Source organism: Aeromonas sp. 61P (assembly GCF_051919545.1).
Taxonomy (GTDB): domain Bacteria; phylum Pseudomonadota; class Gammaproteobacteria; order Enterobacterales; family Aeromonadaceae; genus Aeromonas; species Aeromonas veronii.
This window is the reverse complement of record NZ_JBQBEL010000001.1, coordinates 2748693-2769732: the sequence shown is the minus strand read 5'-3', so window position 1 is coordinate 2769732 and position 21040 is coordinate 2748693. Positions and strand designations below refer to the sequence as shown.

Sequence of the window (21040 nt, the reverse complement as noted above, 5' to 3'; positions counted from 1 at the left end):
GCATGCTTCTATACACCTTGCGCCGCATCAACCTGCTGCTTATCACTCTGCTGGCGCTGACCTTTGTCGCCTATCTGCTGGACTATCGGCTGATCGGCCATCAGCTCAGCTTCTGGAGCGGCTATCCCGACTTCCTGCGCCGCATTTTCGCAGGTGACCTGGGGCTCTCCAGCGTCTCCGGGCTGCCGGTGCTGGACGAGATCCGCCACTACTTCCCGGCGACCCTGATCCTCTGTCTGGCGGCGTTCGCCATCTCGCTGCTGGTGGGGATACCCCTCGGCACCCTGGCGGCCCTGTCACAGGGCAAGACGCTGGATCTATCCATCATGACTGCCGGTCTTATCGGCTATGCGGTGCCGGTATTCTGGCTGGCGCTGCTGGTGGTAATGCTCTTTTCGCTGGATCTCGGCTGGCTGCCGGCGTCGGGCCAGATCAGCCTGCTCTACGACGTGCCCCCCATCACGGGCATCGCGGTGATCGATGTGCTGCTCAGCAACGAGCCCTGGCGGCAAGCGGCGCTGCATGATGCCCTGCGCCACCTGATCCTTCCGTCACTGGTGCTGGCGGTGGTGCCCACCACCGAGGTGATCCGCCATGTACGCAGCTCGCTCATCGACGTGATGAAGCAGAACTACATCAAGGCGGCGGCGAGCCGGGGCCTTTCCAAAGCGCAGATCGTCTGGCGCCATGGTCTCAAGAACGCCCTGCCGCCGGTACTGCCGCTGCTGGGTCTGCAACTGGGCAGCGTGCTCACCTCCGCCATGATCACCGAGGTGGTGTTCGAGTGGCACGGGATCGGCCGCTGGCTCATCAGCAGTATCGCCCTGCAGGATTACGCCGCCATTCGCGGCGCAACCCTGGTGGTCGCCAGTTTCGTGATCCTGACCAGCGTCAGCACCGAGTTGCTGACCACCCTTATCTATCCGGCACGGCGCAAAGAGTTGTATGCCAAACAAGATTGAACGCGCTCATGGCGTGACCAGGAGCCAGGTATCCTATGCAAGATAAATCGAACATCTATCCCGAGCTCAAGATCCTCTCCCCCTTGAGCAGACGTGGGCCTCATACAGCCGCAATCCGTTGGCGATGGCTGGGCTCTGGTGCTTTTTGCTGCTGCTGCTCATCACGCTGGTGGGGCCGCTGGTCGTTCCCTACGGCATCGATGAACAGCACACCGACAAGCTGCTGCTCGCCCCCTCCTGGGCGGCGACCGGTAACATCGACTACTTCCTCGGCACCGACGATCTGGGGCGCGACATGCTCTCCCGGCTGGTGGTGGGGGCGCGCCTCACTTTCGGCTATGCGCTGGTCGTGGTGGTGATCGCCATGGTGGTGGGCTCCGCCATCGGTATCCTCGGCGGGATGAGCAAGGGACTTAAATCGAGCGTGCTGCACCACCTGCTCGATACCCTGCTCTCCATCCCCTCCCTGCTGATGGCCATCATCATGGTCGCCATCATGGGGCCGGGTTTTGGCAATACCCTGATAGCCATTACCCTGGCGTTGATCCCGCCTTTTATCCGGGCCACCTACAACGCAGTACATGCCGAGATGCAGAAGGAGTACATCACCGCCAGCCGCCTCGATGGCTCGCCCCCCTTCCGGATCATGCGTCTGGCTATTTTGCCCAACATTGTCGAGACCCTGGTGGCCCAGACCACCCGCACCTTGTCGGCGGCCATTCTCGATATCTCGGCGGTCGGTTTTCTCGGCCTCGGCGCCCAATCTCCCCAACCTGAGTGGGGCACCATGCTGGCCGATTCGAGCGACCTTATCTATCTCGCCCCCTGGACCGTCACCCTGCCCGGCATCGCCATCCTGTTCAGCGTGCTGGTGACCAATTTAGTTGGTGAAGGCATTCGTGAAGCACTCAAAGAGGGGAATGACTGATGCCGCTGCTCGACATTCGCAATCTCACCATCGAGATCGACACCCCGCAAGGCAAGGTCAAGGCGGTGGACAAGGTGAGCCTGACCCTGACCGAGGGGGAGATCCGCGGTCTGGTGGGTGAATCCGGCTCCGGAAAAAGTCTGATCGCCAAGGTGATCGTCGGCATCGAGAAGGACAACTGGACAGTGCGTGCCGACCGGATGCGCTTCAACGACATGGATCTGCTGACCATGGCTCCCAAGGAGCGCCGTCGCATCATGGGTCGCGAGATCGCCATGATCTTCCAGGACCCCATCAGCTGTCTCGATCCCTCCGAGGAGATCGGCACCCAGCTGGAAGAGGCGATCCCGACCGATTCGTTCGAGGGACAATTCTGGCAGCGCTTCCAGTGGCGCAAGAAGAGGGCCATCGCCCTGCTGCACCGGGTCGGCGTCAAGGATCACCGCAAGGTGATGCGCGCCTATCCCCATGAGCTGTCGGATGGCATGTGCCAGAAGGTGATGATCGCCATGGCCATTGCCAACCAGCCGCGTCTGCTGGTAGCCGACGAGCCCACCAGCGCCATGGAGTCCACCACCCACTCCCAGATCCTGCGACTGCTGGACAAGATGAACAAGCTGGGCAACACCACCATCCTGATCATCAGTAACGACATCGCCGCCATCGCCAATCTGACCGATACCATCAACGTGATGTATTGCGGCCAGATGGTGGAAGTGGGCACCCGGGAGCAGATCCTCGAGACCCCGCATCACCCCTATACCGATGCCCTGCTCAAATCGATCCCCGACTTTGACAAGCTGGTGCGCCACAAGTCGCGCCTCGAGACCCTGCCCGGCGTCATCCCGCCACTGCAACACCTGCCCATCGGCTGCCGTCTGGGTCCGCGCTGCCCCTACGCCCAGAAGCAGTGCGTGCAGACTCCGTTGATGAACAAGATCAAGGGCCATCAGTTCAGCTGCCACTTCCCGCTGAACATGGAGGAGCCGAAAAAATGATGACCGTTAATGCCCCCATGAAGGAGCCCCGCTTGTGATCGAGCCATCCCTGTTGCAGGTCAGAGGCCTTAGCAAAACCTACCAGAACCGCACCGGTCTATTCCGTCGTCAGGCGGTGGAGGCGATCAAGCCCCTCTCGTTCGATCTCGAAGTGGGTCAGACCCTCGCCATCGTCGGCGAAGCTGGCTCCGGCAAGAGCACCCTCGCCCGCATTCTGGCCGGGATGATCGAACCCACCAGCGGCGACATCGCCATCGACGGCCAGCTGATGGTGCATGGCGATTACCAGACACGCTGCAAACTGCTGCGGATGATTTTTCAGGATCCCAACACCTCGCTGAACCGCAAGATCCGGGTCGGCCAGATCCTGGAGACGCCGCTGCGTCTCAACACCGAGATGACCGAGGAGGAGCGCCGCGAGAAGGTGGTGCAGACCCTGCGTATGGTGGGGATGCTGCCGGATCACGCCCTGTTCTATCCGCAGATGCTCTCCTCCGGTCAGCAGCAGCGGGTGGCGCTGGCGCGGGCGCTGATCCTCAACCCCAAGATCGTGGTGGCCGATGAGGCGCTCTCCACGCTGGATATCTCGGTGCGCTCCCAGATCATCAACCTGCTGCTGGAGATGCAGGAGACCATGGGGCTGAGTTATGTGCTGGTAGCCAACGACCTGGGGATCGTCAGCCATATCAGTGACGAGGTGCTGGTGATGCACGAAGGTCGAGTGGTGGAGCGCGGCAAGACCCTCAAGGTGTTTGCCGATCCCCAACATGAGGTGACCCGCCGTCTCATCCAGAACTACAACAACGAATACCGCAAATAGAGAGGCGCTGGCCACCTCCCTCACCGCTGTTTTTCGCCGAGCTCACACGGCGGGATCAAAAAAGCCCACTGCATGCAGTGGGCTTTCTGTTACCGGCGTTGCTGCTTAGGCTTGCAGCAGCAGACGGTTGATGCGGGAGACGAAGCTCGCCGGATCGTTCAGCCCGCCCTGCTCGGCCAGCTGGGCCTGTTCGTGCAGCAGGGTGACCCACTCACCGAACAGTGCCTCGTCTTCAATGGTGTCGAGTTTCTTCACCAGCGCGTGATCAGGGTTGAGCTCCAGAATGTACTTCTGCTCCGGTACCGGCTGGCCGGCCGCACGCATCAGCTTGATCATCTGGGTGCTCATGCCATAAGCGTCAGTGACGATGCAGGAGGGGGAGTCGGTCAGACGGTGAGTGACACGCACCTCTTTCACTGCATCACCCAGGCTCTTCTTGACCCGCTCCACCAGACCGGCGTTGGCCTTCTCGGCCTCTTCCTGTGCCTGTTTGGAGGCTTCGTCTTCCAGATCGCCGAGATCCAGCTCGCCACGGGTGACGGAGACCAGCTGCTTGCCGTCGAACTCGGTCAGGTGGCTCATTAGCCACTCGTCCACCCGCTCCCACATCAGCAGCACTTCGACGCCCTTCTTGCGGAAGATCTCGAGGTGCGGGCTGTTCTTGGCGGCGGCATAAGAGTCGGCGGTGATGTAGTAGATCTTCTGCTGGCCTTCCTTCATCCGGCCAACATAATCCTCCAGCGACACGGTCTGGGCTTCGCCCTCGCCGGCGGTGCTGGCAAAGCGCAGCAGCTTGGCGATCTCTTCGCGGTTGGCGTAATCCTCGGCCGGACCCTCTTTGAGCACGTTGCCGAACTCGCTCCAGAACTTGGCGTACTTCTCGGCGTCGTCCTTGGCCAGCTTGGCCAGCATGGTCAGCACGCGCTTGGAGCAGGCCTTGCGCAGGGAGACGGTCACCTTGTTGTCCTGCAGGATCTCGCGGCTCACGTTGAGCGGCAGATCGTTGGAGTCCAGCACCCCTTTGACGAAGCGCAGGTAGGTCGGCATGAACTGCTCGGCGTCGTCCATGATGAAGACGCGCTGCACGTAGAGCTTCAGGCCGTGTTTCTGCTCGCGGTTGTAGAGGTCAAACGGTGCGCGGGCCGGCACGTAGAGCAGGCTGGTGTACTCCTGCGCCCCTTCCACCCGGTTATGACCCCACAGGAGCGGATCTTCGAAGTCGTGGGCGACGTGCTTGTAGAACTCCTGATACTCCTCGTCCTTGATGTCCTTCGGGTTGCGGGTCCACAGCGCAGTGGCGCGGTTGACCTGCTCCCACTCGCCCGGGGTGCCGACGATGGTCTCACCGTCTTCTTCCCGATCCGGGGTGCCCTCTTTGAACATCTCCACCGGCACGCTGATGTGATCGGAATATTTGCTGACCACGGAGCGCAGACGCCAGTCGTCGAGGAACTCGTCCTCTTCGGCACGCAGGTGCAGGATGACGTCAGTACCGCGACCGGCTTTGGTCACATCGGCCACGGTGAAGGAGCCTTCCCCTTCAGATTCCCACTGTACGCCCTGCTCCGGAGCAGTACCGGCGGCGCGGGAGACCACGGTCACCTTGTCGGCCACGATGAAGGCGGAGTAGAAACCGACCCCGAACTGACCGATCAGTTGGGAATCCTTGCCCTGATCGCCGGAGAGGTTTTTGAAGAATTCTGCGGTGCCGGACTTGGCGATGGTACCCAGATGCTCAATCACCTGATCACGGGTCATACCGATCCCATTATCGGAGATGGTCAGGGTACGCTTCTCTTTGTCCACCACCAGACGCACACGCAACTGGCCGTCGTTTTCGAACAAAGAGGCATCGGAAAGCGCCTTGAAGCGCAGCTTGTCCGCCGCATCGGAGGCGTTGGAGATCAGCTCGCGCAGGAATACTTCTTTGTTGGAGTAGAGGCTGTGAGCCATCAGGCTCAGCAGTTGTTTGACTTCAGTCTGAAAGCCGTGGGTTTCGGCATGAACACTTTGGGTCATGGACCAATCCTCAGAAACATCGGGTTGAACATATGCTCAACCTAGATGGGGACAGCGATCCAAATATCAAGGGGGCGAATGTGCAATCCTGCTCATTCGCCCCCTGTTGGCGTGTAACCGCCGATTTTATGTTCAGTTTTTCGCGACTTGCCGCCACCCGCCCCTTACTTGAGGCGCTGGCGCCCCATCAGGGAGTGGGAGAGCGTAGTGCCATCCACCAGCTCCAGCTCGCCCCCCACCGGCACGCCATGGGCGATGCGGCTCACCTCTACCCCGGCGGTGCGGGCCATATCAGCGATATACCAGGCGGTGGCATCCCCTTCAATGGTGGGGTTGGTGGCGAGGATCAGTTCGCTGATCGCCTCATCTTTCAAGCGGCGCTCCAGAATATCGAGTCCCAGCTCCTCCGGGCCTATGCCGTCCAGCGGCGACAGATGGCCCATCAGCACAAAGTAGCGACCGGAAAACTGGCCGGTCTGCTCGATGGCCGCCACGTCAGCCGGGCTCTCCACCACACAGAGCAAGCCATTCTCTTCCCGTTTGGGATTGGCGCAGATATCGCAGCGGTCGTTCTCGGTAAAGGTGCGGCAGTGGCTGCAGTGGCCAATCTCGGTCAGGGCGCGAGAGAGCAGCTGGGCCAACCGCAAACCGCCGCTGCGCTCACGCTCGAGCAGGGTAAAGGCCATCCGCTGGGCAGACTTGGGCCCCACTCCCGGCAATACCTGCAGGGCTTTCATCATCTCATCGAGCAGGGGACTGAACTTCATAACACTCCTTACACAGGCCTGCCCCTCGCCACCACCAGGGCCACGACGGGTCAGCAAAACAGGATAACGCCATTGGCGCAGGACTATACCCGAGCCCGCCGCCCATCGCCATCGGCTTGCCCACACCTTCTTCGCTAACCGCCCTGTCGCATCAACCGGACAGTTTTCAACGAGGCACTTACCCGTTAGAAATGGCGCTTGTTTTGCTCTATCGCCAGCGTGCTTGCCCGAATCAATGGAATTCAAGGGTAACAACAAAAAAGGTTGGTAACGCCCTTGGTCTACCAGCAAGAAAGTACAGATAATGGATTAGGAAAATGACAATCCGATGAGTTATTTAGGAAACGATTGAATGGATAAAAATAAAACCATCATAAAACAATTCGACTCCAAACACTTAAACATCTAAAAAATAACTCTTTAAAAACTACTCTTGCACATGACTAGCAATAAATTCAGATGAGATATGATTAGCTAGCCAAACAATATCATTACCACGATAGAAAATTGTACCATTTTTCATGGCCCCATCAGTCTCTATTTGTAACAAAACTGGTTTATTGGACTTACGACGACCGACTTGAATAGCTGTATCGATATCTATTGAAAGATGTACATACTGTCTTCCCATAGGCAATAACCCATCTTTTAAAATTATTCTAGCAAGTTCTGGTGATGTACCATGATATAGTGCTATGGGTGGTATGGCTGGCTGTTTAAGCAGTTTTTTCGGTACAGAATGACCATATAGTGCCCGGATTTTACCATCGCATATTTCATGTCGTTTTTTATCTGACGCCGTGATCATATCAACCAGAGTATCGGTGGTAATATCACTCCATTTTGAATTCTCTCGGTGTAACACCTTGATTAAATCATCAACAGCAACCCATCCTTGCTCGTCCAGCTCCAACTCATAAAGCCATGGCTCATGACGAAGAGCATGTGAAACTACACGACTGACTTTCTCAAAGTCCTTTTCATCAACCATAAAAACCCCTATTACATTTAAATAGCATACTTATCATTTATTCATCCTCATCCTCATCATTCCAAGATTCATGTTCAGCTGTGGCTGCAGTTAACCACTTATCGAAATCAGGGTATGTTCCATGACATGAGCAATCTATTGTTGAAAACGAGTTGATAATTACAATGTCACCATTTTTCAGGTCAAAACAGGCAACATCATCATTTGCCATATATTTAGCAAACGGAATCAATGAGTACACTGGATATTGCTTGTGCAGGATTTTATGCCACGCATCCACATCCTCTTCATCATGAGCTAGCATCATCCATGGCTCAAAACTTTTAGATGATGGGTCTTTCAAAAAGCTAATGTATTTCTCGGGATATTTGAAACCCTGCATATTAAAAGTACCCAAAAATATATCCATCATTTCTTACCACTCAACTTAGGATCTACATCTGAACCAAACTGGTTATTTTTTGAAAAAGATTTTGGCTTTTGCTTTTCTATCCTCAAAATAATTGCTTCCCCCCACGTATCTGGCACTGACGTTGTTTTAAATCTTCGTTTCTCTTCATCAGTAAGAGGACGTTCAAAATCATTAACTCTCGCTTTAACTTTTACTCCAGCCTCTCTTGCTGCTCTTACTCTCGTATTATCCATTGATGTCAGTCCACCATCAGGCATTTTCACAACATCGATAGGATCACCCTGCCAACCGTTTTCCTTCATACTAGCGACAAGGTCATCATATGTATAAGGCTTGCCACTACCTCTTTCCGTCTTATTGAATGAAACCGAATTTTGAGAAAAACGAATATCTTGAGGATCAAGATGTACAACTGGAGGTCGTGGGCCTTCCATTTTTTTCTCTACAATTTCTTCGGAATCAGGACACTGTCCAGGCTGATTCATTAATCCAAGTGGGTCCACCCAACCAATCGGGTTGGGGGCGTACTGGTAGTTATTGAGCCCGCCAGCCAAGCCTATCGGGTCGGAGGTGATAAATCTACCCGTTTCAGGCTGGTAGTAGCGGTGACGGTTGTAATGCAGACCGGTCTCGGCATCAAAATATTGCCCCTGAAAACGCAAGGGAGTGGCAACCTCGGCGATCTCTTCCCGCCACACATTGCCATAGGCGCGATAACGCACCTGCCAGGCGGTCGCCCCATTGTCGCGGGTCAGCGCCAGCGGGGTACCGAGGTGGTCAAGTTGATAATGGAATACCTCGGTATCCGTGCCTTCGCCTTCCAGCTGCACCAATGGCTTGAAGCTGCCCGGCTCATAGATAAAGCTGCGGTACTGATCATCGGTGCGACGTTTATCATCACCAAGCTGATAACTGTTTTCGGCAATCAGGTTGTTGGCCTGCCACAAGAATTCGGTGACCAGCTCGCCCTTTGTCCCACTCACCGTCTTGCGAATACGGCGGCCAAAGGCGTCGTAGTCATAACGGGCCGTGGTGCCATCCGGCAGCTCAGCCCTGATCAGTTGGTGCTGGCAGTCGTAGTGATAACGGGTAACCAGTGACTGGCCTTTGCCACGACGCTCGATGGCCAATCGACCAAATTCGTCGTACTCAAAATGGCGATCGCCACTCAACAGCAGCCGGTTACCCTGGGTGCGCGCCCCCTCAAACTGGCCACCCAGCGTCTGGCTCAACAGGTTGCCCGCCGGATCGTGCAGGAACCGCTCGGTCAGTTCACCACGCACCTCCAGCAAGCGGTCCAGCGGGTCGTAGCGGTAGTGCTGCTCCCCTTGCACACTGTCATTGATCTGCAGCAGATTGCCGGTGCGGTCATAACCGTAACGCCGCTCACGAGCAACCTGTTTGCCCCGTTGCAGTCGCAGCGCCGTCAGGCGCCCCTGCTCGTCATATTCGTATTGTTGGGTCAGCGCCCCCTGGCTGCGGCGCATCTCCAATCCACTAACCATCTGGTGGCGAGTCAGCTCAGCGCCGTTCAGATCAATCCCGCTTAGCTCCCCATTCAGATAGTGGTAAGCCAGCTTGTTGCCATCGGGCAACTGCCAGTGGGCCAACCGCCCCATGGCATCATGCTTGAAATAGCTGGAAGCCCAGCCCTGATGCTCGGCCAGCAGATTGCCTGCTGCATCGTATTCAAAGGTGAGTGGCCAGGCGCTATCATCCACCTGGGTCAACTGACCGTACTGGTCATAGCTGAACTGGATTTCACGGCCATCGGGCAAGGTTTTTTTAAGCAGCCGCCCCATGGAGTCTCGCTCATAACGGGTGACCAGCTCGGTCTCCTGCTTGCCGAACTCGGCCTTCTCGCTCAAATGGCCGTTGAGGTCGTAGCGGTAAGCGGTGGTGCGACCATCAAAGCCGGTTTCCCGCGCGACCAGGCCATTGGGGAAGTAGTGAATGCGGTGCTGCTCGCCATGCTCGTTCTCAATCTCGCTCAAGAAGAGCTTGGCATTGTCGTAGCGATACTTAAGCTCACTGCCGTCCGGGTTGATGCGGCGGCTTACCAGATGCAGGCCGGGGTGATATTCGTAGCGGGTCTCACGGCCCAGCTCATCCCACTCGGCCGTCACCTTGCCATAGGCGTTATATTCGAAGCGGCGGGAGCCACCACCAGGCAGATACACGGCTTGCAAGCGATCGGCCGCATTCCATTCATAGCGGGTAATCGCGCCACGCGGGTCGCGCCGTACAATCTGACGACCCCGCTCGTCATAGCGCCAGCGGGTCACGCCGCCGTTGGCACCCTTCTCCTCGATCAGCTGCCCAAGGCGGTTCCAGCCCAGTTCGATGCGGCTGCCATCGGGTTGCACCACGGTACTGAGCTTGCCTTGCGTGTTATAGCTGTAGCGAGTCTCCCGCCCCAGGGGATCCCGTCTTGCAATCACATCCCCTTGCTCGTTGCGTTCAAAACGCCACTCACGCTCCCCCTGCACCACCTTGCGAACCCGACCATCCCAATAGTGATAGGTGGTCTGACTGCCATCGGGCGCAATCTCGCACTCCAGCAAGCCCGCTTCGTCATAGTGGTAACGGGTTTCGCCCCCCAGTGCATCGCGGGCCAGCACTTTCTGACCCTTGTCGTTATAGACAAACTCGCTGACCGCGCCGTCGGGATCTTGCTGACGGATCAGTCGAGCGTTGCTGTCATGCTGGTACACCTCCTGACTGCCATCAGCATTGCTGACCGTCACTTCACCCTTGTCATCATCCCAGGTGTAACTGACATCAAAACGGGCCACATCACTCCAGTGGCGAACCGCGCGCGCCAGCTTTCCTTCCCGCTCCCATTCCCAGAAGAACCCTGCGCCGCCCGCCAGTCGGCGCTCCAGGATCACCCCATCGGAACGATAGCGGTAACGTTCGCACTCACCGGCCCCGTTTTCAGCCACCACCAGGTGCCCTGCATCGTCATAGTAATAACGTTGCAAGGTCGCTTCTGGCTGCCAGTTAATACCGTCAAAATGCTGTAATTCGACAGCGGTCAGATATGCCTTTTGATAGACAATGCGAAGAGCCAGACCGCCCTCGTTCTCAATCCAGCAGGGGCGCCCCTGCTCATCGGCACGGATAGTGAGCCGGTTGCCATAAAGGTCTGACATGGCCGTCAAACGGCCTGTCTTGCCATGCCAGGTGAAATGCAGGAAGGGCGATCCCGCCTTGGCTACTATTACCTCGTCAGGCTCATCCCCCAGATAAACGGCCGCCTCTGACAACTGGTTGGTGATCATGGGTCTGGCTGCCGAGGGCATCGGCAACTCGATGGCAAGAGACTCCTGATCCCACCAGGTCAGGCTATCTCCGTGACGTTCTAGCCGATGGGCCAGCGCATGACTCCACCCCGCCCCCATGCCACAGGAACGCTCAACAGCTGACGTGCGATAGAGGCGACCAAAGGTAAACGGCAGCATGCCCGGCAGATGGGCATCCTCCAGCGCCAGTAACTCCTCGCCGGTGACCATGGACACAGGGCAGTTGTTCTTGCAGGTTTTGGCTTCAGTCTGGCTGGCATGACCAGCGGCGTTGGTTGAGTGTCTGGAGGTGTCTGGTGTACTACCAACCTGCTTGATAGTGGTGCGCGACTTGTGCCTGCGGCTCTCTGCTGTCGCTTTTTCTACAAGCGTTGATGCTCCTCTGTCGATCAGCTGTAGATCTGCTTTTTTAAGCGGATTCAACGGCGCCCCACCCGTCACCAACACCGGCTTGGCTACATCGATATGAGCTACCAAATTGTGCTTTTTTGACATGGCGATTAATGTTGCCGCCAGCTTGGCCATCCGAGCCTGCTGCTTGGCCGCCCTGGTCATGGTGGTCGCCACTTTGGCACTATAGCGAACGGCTATTCCTGCACCGCCGGTCAAGACGATCCCAACCAGTACATCAAACAGTACAGTGACCACCGCCTGGGTACCAAACTCCACCAGCTCATCCGGGGGGAGCATCTTTAACCAGCTCACCAGTGCATTAACATAGAGATAGATCAACGCCTCATCTTGCAGCACCAACATGGCGCTCTCGATCTTCTCTGCTCCCGCTTGTGCCACATCGGCCGCATTTACCCCGAATTTCAGCAGTTTTTCGGCATTACCCATTGGATCAGCCAATAAATCATACAGACCGGTTAAATCGTCCCATACCGAGGCAAGCGCACGACCAATCCCACGCAACACTCCGGCGGCAACTGCAACGCCACCACCGCCATTACGTTGATAATTAACCCATGCAGGTTGATGGGTCGAGGCCCACTCGCGCTCCAACCAGGCAGCCAAATCAGCCTGCACCACCTGATATGATCTAAATAATCCATCAAAATCACTCTTCTTCACATTGGGATAGAAGGTCACCCTGTAGGATTCCCCTGGCTTGAGACTCCCAATTTCGGCCACCCCCTTGGCATCGAGCGAGCCCTTTCTTTCCTCTTTAGCAGGGACAAACTTTCCCTTTTCCATCTTCCCCGATTCCACTAGGTAGGGGGTATTACCGATAGGAATAAAGCGCACGGATTCAAACAGATGGACCAGCCGCAAAGTGCCACTCAACGGGCACTGCGTCACCACGGATTGCGCCTTCTTGCTGCTCGAAGACGCCTTTACCGTCTTGTCACCAACCTTGATGGTCTGCTCCATGTCCATACCGAGCATGTCGCCAAGAAAGAAACTCTCGGCATCCTTGCGGTACTCAGTCAGGGCATTGCGATAATCGGCGATCACCTGGGTGAAGACGGCCTGGCCGGCATTACTCATGCTTGAACCTCATTGAGCAGCGCCGCTTCCAGCGCTGGAAATAGATCGATATCAGGGGATGGGTAACGGGAAACGAAACGGGCAACTTTGCACCTGAGATTGGCCTCGGGGAAAGACCAGTAAAGCTGGCCATTCTCATCTGCCAGTTGTTGCATCAGGTTGTTGATAAGGGGACCTGTATCTTGCCCGGCCAACACGGCTGCAATTGCGGGAGGAAGTTCCCACCAGGGAAATGGACGCACAGCACAAGGCTCAGATGCCCCCCATGAAAATCCATAGCCCTGACACCACATCGCATCCAGTTGTGGCAACAGCCTTGTCATATCATCACCAAGCTGCGACACGATGGCAGACATATAGACGCCATCCCAATAGCGAAAGAACACTGCTTCACCCTGATGCCAGATCTGGGTCAGCCCCTGAAAATGGCCATAGAGGGTGCCAGCAGGTTGCGCTGTCGCCAGAATAAATCCCCAATCGCGAGCATCGGTCGTTTCAGCCCATTCGATAAAAGGACTCACCTTGTCCAGCTCGACCAGATAGGGCATCACGGGGAGCCAGTCGTGATAGGGGGTACCGAGATAGAGTCCGCGCGGTGTATGACGGCCATCAAGCTGGTAATAGTGCTGCAAAGGCGCCGCATCGCTGGCCCCTGCCAGTACGGCATAGAGTGGGCTGGTTTGCACGGCTACCCACTCAGCAAGCGACATTGCTTCAGATTTCACAGCCGCCCTCCTTGCACTTCTCACACTCCTCACAGAAAGGGGCGGCACTCTTCATGGTGGCCAGCTGGGCAGGACTGAGCGGCACCTTCGGCATGGGAGGAACTGACACACCATGAGGGCCGACAGGGGATTTACCCGCCCAACCTGAACCAGACCCCGGGCCTCCCCCAGAGTTCATCTTGATCGTAGGGCCAACCAGTGTGACGCCACCACCATCCACCTTGATAAAGCAGCCGCCCACCTTGACGGTAATTTCAGATCCCGCCTCCAGCACCACCTTGGCGCCAGCCTTGACGTGCACCTCCTGCCCGGCCTGGGTGAGCCAACTTTGTCCCAGTTTTTGGTGCATAGAAGCATCCACCGTCAGCGAATAGTCAGCCTTGATCTGGTCGCGCTTCTCGCCTTCTACCGTCAGGTGGTCATTGGCCTTGATGCGGGTGACCCGCTCGTTGTCGATGTCACGATGCTCGTCATGCTTGATGTGCCACGCCGCATCGTTTTCAATCAGCACATTCAGGTCTTTCTGACCGTGGATATAAATCTCTTCCTGCCCAGCCTGGTCTTCAAAACGAAGTTCGTTGAAGCCCTCACCCTGGTGGGTTTCGGTGCGCAGCACGGTGCGGGTCTTATTGGCGGGCAACTCGTAAGGTGGCCGGTTGGTGGCGTGGTAGGTACGACCGGTCACGATAGGCTGGTCGGGGTCACCTTCGAGGAATGAGACGATGACCTCGTGGCCGATGCGCGGAATCGCCATCATGCCGTACTGGCCACCGGCCCAACCCTGGCTCACCCGCACCCAGCAGGAGCTCTGGTCGTTGGAGCTGCCGTAGCGGTCCCACGGGAACTGCAGTTTCACCCGGCCATGTTCGTCGCAGTAAATCTCCTCCCCCTCGGGGCCGACCACTATCGCGATTTGCGGGCCGTCCACCATCGGCTTGTGAGGTGCCTCGGGGCTGCCGATGCGGGCGCGCCAGGTGGTGCTCACTTTCACTACACCAAATTCGTTGTGGTAGACGGTCGGGCCGCTACCCCCCTCTTCCTCCAGCGCTTGCGGTTGCTCACCGGTGTGGCGAATATGAACGATTTGCCAGTCGGTGTTGAGGCTGCCGTTAGGATGCTCGGTCAGTGAAAAGTGCTGACCCGGCAAGAGCGCCGCGCTGTTGGACTTGCCACTGCCGCTGACCGCGTCATTGCGCAGGGCATCGAGCCGGTGCTGGGCAAAGGCCTTGCCGCTGCCGTCCTGCTTGTAGCGGCCCGGGTAGTCAAAGTGCTGGTAGGTATCCCGTTGGTGCTCGAGCTCTGCGCCCTGCTTTTTGTGGGAGAGACCATAAGCTGGCGTCTTGAAGCTGTAGTCCTTGAGCTCTACATCGCTTGGCCGCACCGCCTCGCGGTAGTGGAACTGGCGCACATAGGGCCCTTGTTCCAGCGAGCGGTTGCCAAGGTTGAAGAAAAGCTCGGGGCCAGCGGTCAGGGCTGCCGCATCGTCGGCAAAGACGATACGGTGCTTGCCTGCTTCAAACTCGTGGAAGTAGAACAGCCCCTCTTCGGCGGCAAGGCGGTTGACAAAATCAAGGTCGGTCTCGCGGTACTGAACGCAATATTCCCGCTGGGCGTGCTCGTTCTTGAGCGCAAAGGCGTAATCGGTGATGCCGTGCTCTTGCAGCAGGATGCTGAGGATTTCGTCAGGCTTCTGCGCCTGAAAGATACGGGAGTTCTGGCGCAGCCCCAGTCGCCACAGGGCCGGTTTGACTTGCAGCTGATAGCGGGTGCGGCGAAAGCCACTGTCCCCTTGGGCAAACTCGCTCACTACCCCGCAGACCCGCCGTTGCTGCTCGCCGTTGTACCACACCAGCAGCTCACAGGGCTGGTCCAGCACGGCGCCAAAGTCGACATCGGGCTGGCTGCTGGCCACCTCCAGTTGCAGGTTGAACGGCCGGTTCAGCCCCTCATCCAGCTGGAAACTGGCCACCACAAAGGTGCTCTCGGGCAACGCCCCCACCTTGACCGTAAATTGTAATCCTGTGCTTTGCGCCATGACTCTGTTCCTTATCCTGCCTGTCCGCTACCGGAACCAATCACCACGCCACCGCAATCCACTGCCGTGCCGGTGACGGCGATGGGTTTGCCATTCACCAGCACAGAGCCAACACCACCGGCAATGGCACGTGGGTGCGGCGGGTTATTGGGCTTGTCATGGGGCGCCAGTGGATCACCTTGACGAGCCACAGGCTTGCCATCGAGGAACACGTCGGGACTGGCAGCTATCACCGGGGTCGGTGGGAAGCCATCGTGGTCGGTGCCGATGTCACCGAGCAGTGCGATAGCGGGGCACATAGTCATTCTCCATATGAGTGGGGAGACGCACAGACATCATCCCTCTGCCCCTGTGCCCGGTGGAACGCACCAGGCACAGGCGATTTTGATAAACAGCGAATAAACAGAACAGGCCGCAGCACAGGCTATGCCATTCAGCGCTGGCGAAATTAGCCAAATAAAATCAAATGGTTAACCTCTTTCGATAGATGACAGGCTTATCCATTCGCAAGAGATTGCGCAAACTGGGCAATCCCCCTGCCAAATATTGCATCCGCAGTGCAACCCTCTGGAATATGCGCAACTGGTTGCGCATAACAGAGCAATCAGCTACCGGATAGCCCCTGTTGCAGTTGGTAAAGCCGAATATTGAGTGCTTTCAGGTCACTCTCTATCCCTTTCAGCTCGGCAGCCGTAATAGGCTCCTGCGACGCTTTTCGCGCCTCCAGTTCGCTCAGGCGCAAGCTGAACGGAATCTCCTGCATCAGGTTCTTCTGTACTTCGTAGAGCTGAGACTTGAGGTAGGAAATCGTGACCGTCTTGCGCTGACGCTCCAGCTCCAGCAGCTGATCGATCAGGGCATCGACCCCGGCACGCGCCTCCAGATAGGTCGGAACCCGGTTGAGATCCCCCTGCTGGCCGGCCAGCGCGCTCTGCCACTGTTTGTCGAGGGCCTTGACCGCCAGCGAGTCGGGATAGAGCATCTGCAGCGAATTGCGCAGCCCTTCGCCATAACGGTACCAGTAGAGGGGAGAGGTCTGCTCAAGCCGATCCAGTTGGGCCTGATAACGCGACACCAGCTCGCTCTCCATCCCCTGCAGGGTCTGCTCCCCCAACACGATGCGCGCCTGGCGAATGTCGTCATAACTCAGGGCCTGCGGCAATGCTGCAGCGGGTTGTTGCAACCGTTGCGCCGCGATGACCTTCTCCTGCTGCTGATGTTGCCAGCCAAGCCATCCCATCATGGGCAAGGCGCAGGTGAGCAGGCCACAGCCAAACCAGAACCAGGCCGGCCGCTGTTTGCGGTGCTGCTCAATCTTGAGCACAGTCGGCTTCATCTGCCCCTTCTCGCGCCCCACCAGGATACTGCCCTGAGGCAGGTGCGGGGTTGCCCCGGCAGAGGCGCCGTGGTCGCTCTCCATGTCGGATTTGAAGAAGACCATCGGCGGGATCTGCAGCTCGTCCTTGAGGCCCGGCTCATCGGAGACGATGACAATCTCGGTCTCGTCAAACAGATGGGTGTACCCCTCGATAAAGTGCACCAGATTCTCGACCCGGGGGATGCGGCTCAAACCGGCGTTGTGCAACTTCTCGCTGATGAGTTGCAGTGCCCGCTCGCAGCGGTAGATCAACCGCTTGTCCTCGTGGCTGATCTGGTACTGGCGGATCACGTCGCTGATGCGGGCGATAAACCAGTCGAGCATCTCGATGCGGGCCCGCTCCTGATGCAACGGTGGCCAGAAACTCTCCCACTGGGTAACGATGAGGTTGGCGAGAAACTCGCACCCTTCGGTAAAGCCGCTCAGCCCCTGAATGCGGGAGCGCGCCAGAGTGAAGTAGATGGCGGTTTGCAGATCCACCCCGTGCTTTTCAAAAATTTGACTGGCAAGCTGATGGATCCTGACCCAATCCACCTCGGGGCGGGAGGCGTGGCTAAGCTTGTTGATCTCGGCGCGCAGCGCCTCGTACTCCGGCAACATTCTGGGGTCACGCCCCGCTTTCAATGCCTGCTGGCCTTGTTGATTCTGTGACATATCGGATTCCAAAGTGCGGGGGGCATGACGCCCCCCCAACATGGTCAATAGAGGGATTCAGGCAAGCTGAACTGGCTGAACAGGCCGCCGGTGAAGGGGTTCTGGGCGCTGTCGGTATAGACCCGATAGGTCATGGCACCCTGATCCACCGGGAAGCGCACATCAAAGGTGGCCTCGTTGACCTGAGTCAGCTCCCCCTTGTCCATCAGGCGGAACATGGCCCAGGGACCGACAAAGCCCTCGCTGCGCGGTGAACGTTCGCGGGCAGCCGGTACCAGGGTGATCTTGCTTTCGGCCCCGTCGCGCATGGTGTTTGGCCACACCAGCGGGATCTTGTTGCGACGGCCGTGGGCATACTCCAGCAACTGGCCATCCAGGTTGAGCACACTACGCCGCTTGTTGGCGGTGAGTTCGATGGGCTCGAGGGCAAATTGCACCTCCAGATTGCCCTGCTGGCTGAAGAAGATCTGGCGGATCCGCGCAGCGCGATCCAGCTGTTTGATAAGCTCGGCCTGAATGGGTGAGCTCAGCTCTCCCTCCATCAAGCCCCCCTCCACCATGGGTTTGAGGTTGACCTGATAGAAGCTGTCCAGAGTGCCACCGGGGGCAAAGAAGCGCTCCATCTCGGAGAGCGGCACATCCTTGGCAGAGCCCGGGTTGAACGGATAGCGATCCGCCAGCTGGCTGTTGAACGGTGCCAGCACCTTCGCCTGCCACTCCTGATTGAGGGATGACATCGCCAGATCAATCACCAGTTGCGAACTCTGATCCGCCAGTTGACCCACCCAGCGATTGAGCGGCTCGGGCAGAGCACGGGCATACTGCTGCAATGCAAAGACCGGATCGGCGTACTTGTTGGTCAAACGCAGTTGCACCGCCTTGAGGGCTGACTGTCCCGGCTCGGTGGCATTGACGATCAGCTCCATATAGTGCTGCAGCTCAATCAGCTTCTGGTTCACTTCCGAAATCAGCGGCCCCTGTTCCCCACGGCCAGTCAAGACGCCATTGGTGGCCATAAAAGGGCGACCGATCCGGGCAGTGATCGCCTGCGCCGGATCTCCTTCCGCATCGGAGATCTTGCGAATACGGGTGTTGTCATCCAGCGCAGCGAGCACCCGCTGGAATGGCTGGTCGTTGCCGGTGATGGCCGAGAGCACATCGAGCGCCTGCTCGGGACTGGCAAGGGTCTGCACATCCAGATTGGTCAGCAATTTTTGCCACTGGTTGACGTAATCGGTGACATAGCGATCGTTGACCTGACGAGTAATCTCCTTGCGATCCGCCTCGCTCAACTGGCTCAGCTTGCGCTGGCCCAGCACCCAGGCATCCATGGCGGTGAGATCGATCAACGCCTTGTCCTGTTTGAGGAAGAAATCACTGAACCCGGGCCAGGTCAGCAAACGCGGCACCTGACCAGCACTCTCGTTACGCAGGGCAAACACGGTGTCGAAGGTGGGGCCCACCTCGTCACGGACATTGAGATCCGGCGGCAACACATCACCCGCCTTCACCACCAGATTCTGATAGACCCGCTGATACATAGGCAATTTGCCCAGTTCACGCTGGGCGCCATACACCGGCTCCTTGAATGGCACAAATGCCGTGATGGCGGCCTGATCCCGAGCAGCGCGAGCACCATGCCAGTCGGTATGATCGAGGGCATAGTCAAGATGCCCCATCAACTGCTCCTGCACCGCCCCCTGTCCCGGGAACGCTTTCTGCCAGCGGCTAGCCATGTACTGCTCCACCAGCTCCTTGTTGCGACCGGAGGCATCATCGAGCATCCGCATCACCCGCAGGATGGAGAGCTTCTCCTCGCTGCCAGCCGGTGCACGGTTAAGATCCTCCAGCAGTCCCTGCATCTGGGCAGGCAGGAAACGCAGCCCCAGCAGTTGCAGATAGGAGCCTTCCACATAGGGGCCAATCTCGTCCCCCTGATAGAGGCCAAGGTCTGCCACCAGCGGCATCCGCTCGCGATAGTTGCCAAAAGAGAGGGTTGCCTCGCGAATAAGGTTGAGACGTGGCAACTGGCTGACACCGAATGCATGTTCATCAGCGACCTCGTTAGTCTCGGTGAACGCTTGCGCCTTAGTCAGTACATTGCGCCCTGCCTCCTCATTGACCCGGTAGAAGTAGTGCCAGCCACCGATCAGGGCTGCAGAGAAGAGCGACAAGCAACTCAAGCCAATGGCCATCCGGCGACGACGATAGAGGGTATGCAGCCGATTTTCTCCGGCCAGATGGGCCTCGGGGAAGATGATCGAAGAGAACAACTTGCGCACAAAATAGGTGTTGGACTCCCCGCGCAGGGCGGAGTGAATAGGCTCGGGCAAGCTGTAACGCCGGGAAGCGGCCTGAGCAAAGGCATCGAACGGGACACCTTGCTGATAAACGGAGCTGATATAGACGCCGCGCACCAGCAGTGGTTTGCTTTCTTCAATGGTCAGGGTTTCATCGAGCAGGCTGGTCACATAATCCTTGAGACCCGCCAATTGACGAACAAACGAGAAGAGGGCGTTGCGCTGGGCGGCATCGAGCCGGGCCAACATCATCTCCGGCAAATTGCGGTTGAGATTGTCGACCCACTGATCCCAGAACAGCGCCAGATCCTGCTGCCAGGATTTGCCCTGACTGCTGCCGGGGTTGAAGGTCACCCCCAGCACGGCGTCACGGGCCTCTTTATCCAGCTGTTCATAGACCACATCAAAGCCGCGCAGCATGTCGAGTTTGGTGAAGGTGACATAGAGCGGCAGCCGGGTATTCATGGTGGCCGACACCTCTTGCAACCGGGCACGCATCAGCTGGGCATACGCCTTGCGCTCGGCCACGCTGGCCGTAGACAACCACGCCAAATCAACGGTCAGTACCAGACCATTGAGGGGCTGACGACGACGGTGCTCGTTGAGCCAGTTGAGTAGATGCAACCAGAGCCGCTCATGCTTGCGAGCTTGCGGATCCAGCTCGGGCTCGGCTTGTGACAACAGCGCGCCGGCCGGATCCAGCATCACGGCTTGCTCCCCCAGCCAGCAATCGACCAGCTGGCCTTGCGCCACGTCCCGCAGTTCGGTATCGAGTCTGGGATTGAGCTTGTTGGCCGGATTGGCACGGTGGATCAGGCTGCTCTTGCCGCTGCCGGGCAGACCCAGCACCAGATACCAGGGCATGGCGTAGAGCGCCCCCTTGCCAAGGTGTTCATTCAAGGCTTGCAACCAACGATTGAGGAACTGCGCCTGTTTGTCAATGAGCCCTTTGACCGGATCTTGTTCCAGCAGCACCTCATGCTGGCGCTCGGCCTTGAGCTGCTTCATCTTGCGCCATACCCGCCAGGAGAGTACCCCCAGCAGCAACCAGAGCCAGAGCAGGGTAAACACCACCCGCCCCCACAAGGGCTCGAATGGCTTGGCATCACGGATCTCGATGCGAGGCCCCAGCCACCACACCAGGATCAGGGCGACAACCCACAGCACCACACCGAGCAGGGGCCAGGAGGGTTTCAGTTTCGGCAGCTGTTGCCGCAGAAAGGTAAAGATGGTTTTGAACATAAAATGTGATCCA

The 21040-nt window shown here is 57.8% G+C and carries 13 protein-coding genes and 1 pseudogene; 4 read left to right on the top strand and 10 right to left on the bottom strand.

Going from position 1 to position 21040, the window contains the following annotated elements:
- Positions 1-2 precede the first annotated feature (2 nt).
- The 4 genes and pseudogenes from ACTG2O_RS13130 (at position 3) to ACTG2O_RS13115 (ending at position 3708) form a co-directional block, all read left to right on the top strand.
- A complete protein-coding gene (locus ACTG2O_RS13130) occupies positions 3-962 on the top strand; it encodes an ABC transporter permease (RefSeq protein WP_005333676.1) in 960 nt (319 codons plus the stop codon).
- 35 nt (positions 963-997) lie between these two features.
- Positions 998-1890 (top strand): annotated as a pseudogene (locus ACTG2O_RS13125) (ABC transporter permease subunit).
- Entirely contained in the window at positions 1890-2888 is a 999-nt protein-coding gene (locus ACTG2O_RS13120; protein ID WP_139429591.1) for a peptide ABC transporter ATP-binding protein, read from the top strand. The pseudogene ACTG2O_RS13125 and the gene ACTG2O_RS13120 overlap by 1 nt, the downstream one beginning before the upstream one ends.
- Positions 2889-2922: 34 nt before the next feature.
- Positions 2923-3708: a peptide ABC transporter ATP-binding protein gene (locus ACTG2O_RS13115; RefSeq protein ID WP_005333681.1), complete on the top strand. Its 786-nt coding sequence runs from the start codon at positions 2923-2925 to the stop codon at positions 3706-3708.
- A 105-nt stretch (positions 3709-3813) separates the two neighbouring features.
- Here the strand turns inward: ACTG2O_RS13115 and htpG are convergent, their stop codons facing one another.
- From htpG to tssM, 10 genes are all read right to left on the bottom strand, one after another.
- Positions 3814-5727 carry a molecular chaperone HtpG gene (gene htpG / locus ACTG2O_RS13110; protein WP_439975968.1) on the bottom strand — a complete coding sequence of 638 codons (1914 nt, stop codon included), beginning with the start codon at positions 5725-5727 and terminating at the stop codon, positions 3814-3816.
- A gap of 164 nt (positions 5728-5891) precedes the next feature.
- Positions 5892-6494 carry a recombination mediator RecR gene (recR, locus tag ACTG2O_RS13105; protein ID WP_021231388.1) on the bottom strand — a complete coding sequence of 201 codons (603 nt, stop codon included), beginning with the start codon at positions 6492-6494 and terminating at the stop codon, positions 5892-5894.
- Positions 6495-6921: 427 nt separating this feature from the next.
- Complete coding sequence (locus ACTG2O_RS13100; RefSeq protein ID WP_083851929.1) at positions 6922-7485, bottom strand: RNA 2'-phosphotransferase; 564 nt, start codon at positions 7483-7485, stop codon at positions 6922-6924.
- Between the two features lie 37 nt (positions 7486-7522).
- Positions 7523-7897 (bottom strand): hypothetical protein, encoded by a 375-nt coding sequence (locus ACTG2O_RS13095; RefSeq protein WP_019444932.1) that lies wholly within the window; start codon positions 7895-7897, stop codon positions 7523-7525.
- Entirely contained in the window at positions 7894-12693 is a 4800-nt protein-coding gene (locus ACTG2O_RS13090; protein ID WP_019444933.1) for an RHS repeat-associated core domain-containing protein, read from the bottom strand. Before ACTG2O_RS13090 ends, ACTG2O_RS13095 begins: the two co-directional genes overlap by 4 nt.
- Positions 12690-13418: a DUF4123 domain-containing protein gene (locus ACTG2O_RS13085; protein ID WP_265062681.1), complete on the bottom strand. Its 729-nt coding sequence runs from the start codon at positions 13416-13418 to the stop codon at positions 12690-12692. Before ACTG2O_RS13085 ends, ACTG2O_RS13090 begins: the two co-directional genes overlap by 4 nt.
- Entirely contained in the window at positions 13408-15453 is a 2046-nt protein-coding gene (gene tssI / locus ACTG2O_RS13080; protein ID WP_236284992.1) for a type VI secretion system Vgr family protein, read from the bottom strand. Before tssI ends, ACTG2O_RS13085 begins: the two co-directional genes overlap by 11 nt.
- 11 nt (positions 15454-15464) lie before the next feature.
- Positions 15465-15752, bottom strand: coding sequence for a type VI secretion system PAAR protein (locus tag ACTG2O_RS13075; protein WP_019444936.1), 288 nt, complete (start codon positions 15750-15752; stop codon positions 15465-15467).
- Positions 15753-16057: 305 nt separating this feature from the next.
- The gene (locus ACTG2O_RS13070) at positions 16058-17485 is read right to left on the bottom strand and encodes a VasL domain-containing protein (RefSeq protein WP_439975964.1); all 1428 of its coding nucleotides are present in this window, start codon (positions 17483-17485) and stop codon (positions 16058-16060) included.
- A gap of 44 nt (positions 17486-17529) precedes the next feature.
- The gene (gene tssM / locus ACTG2O_RS13065) at positions 17530-21027 is read right to left on the bottom strand and encodes a type VI secretion system membrane subunit TssM (protein WP_439975962.1); all 3498 of its coding nucleotides are present in this window, start codon (positions 21025-21027) and stop codon (positions 17530-17532) included.
- Positions 21028-21040: the final 13 nt, after the last annotated feature.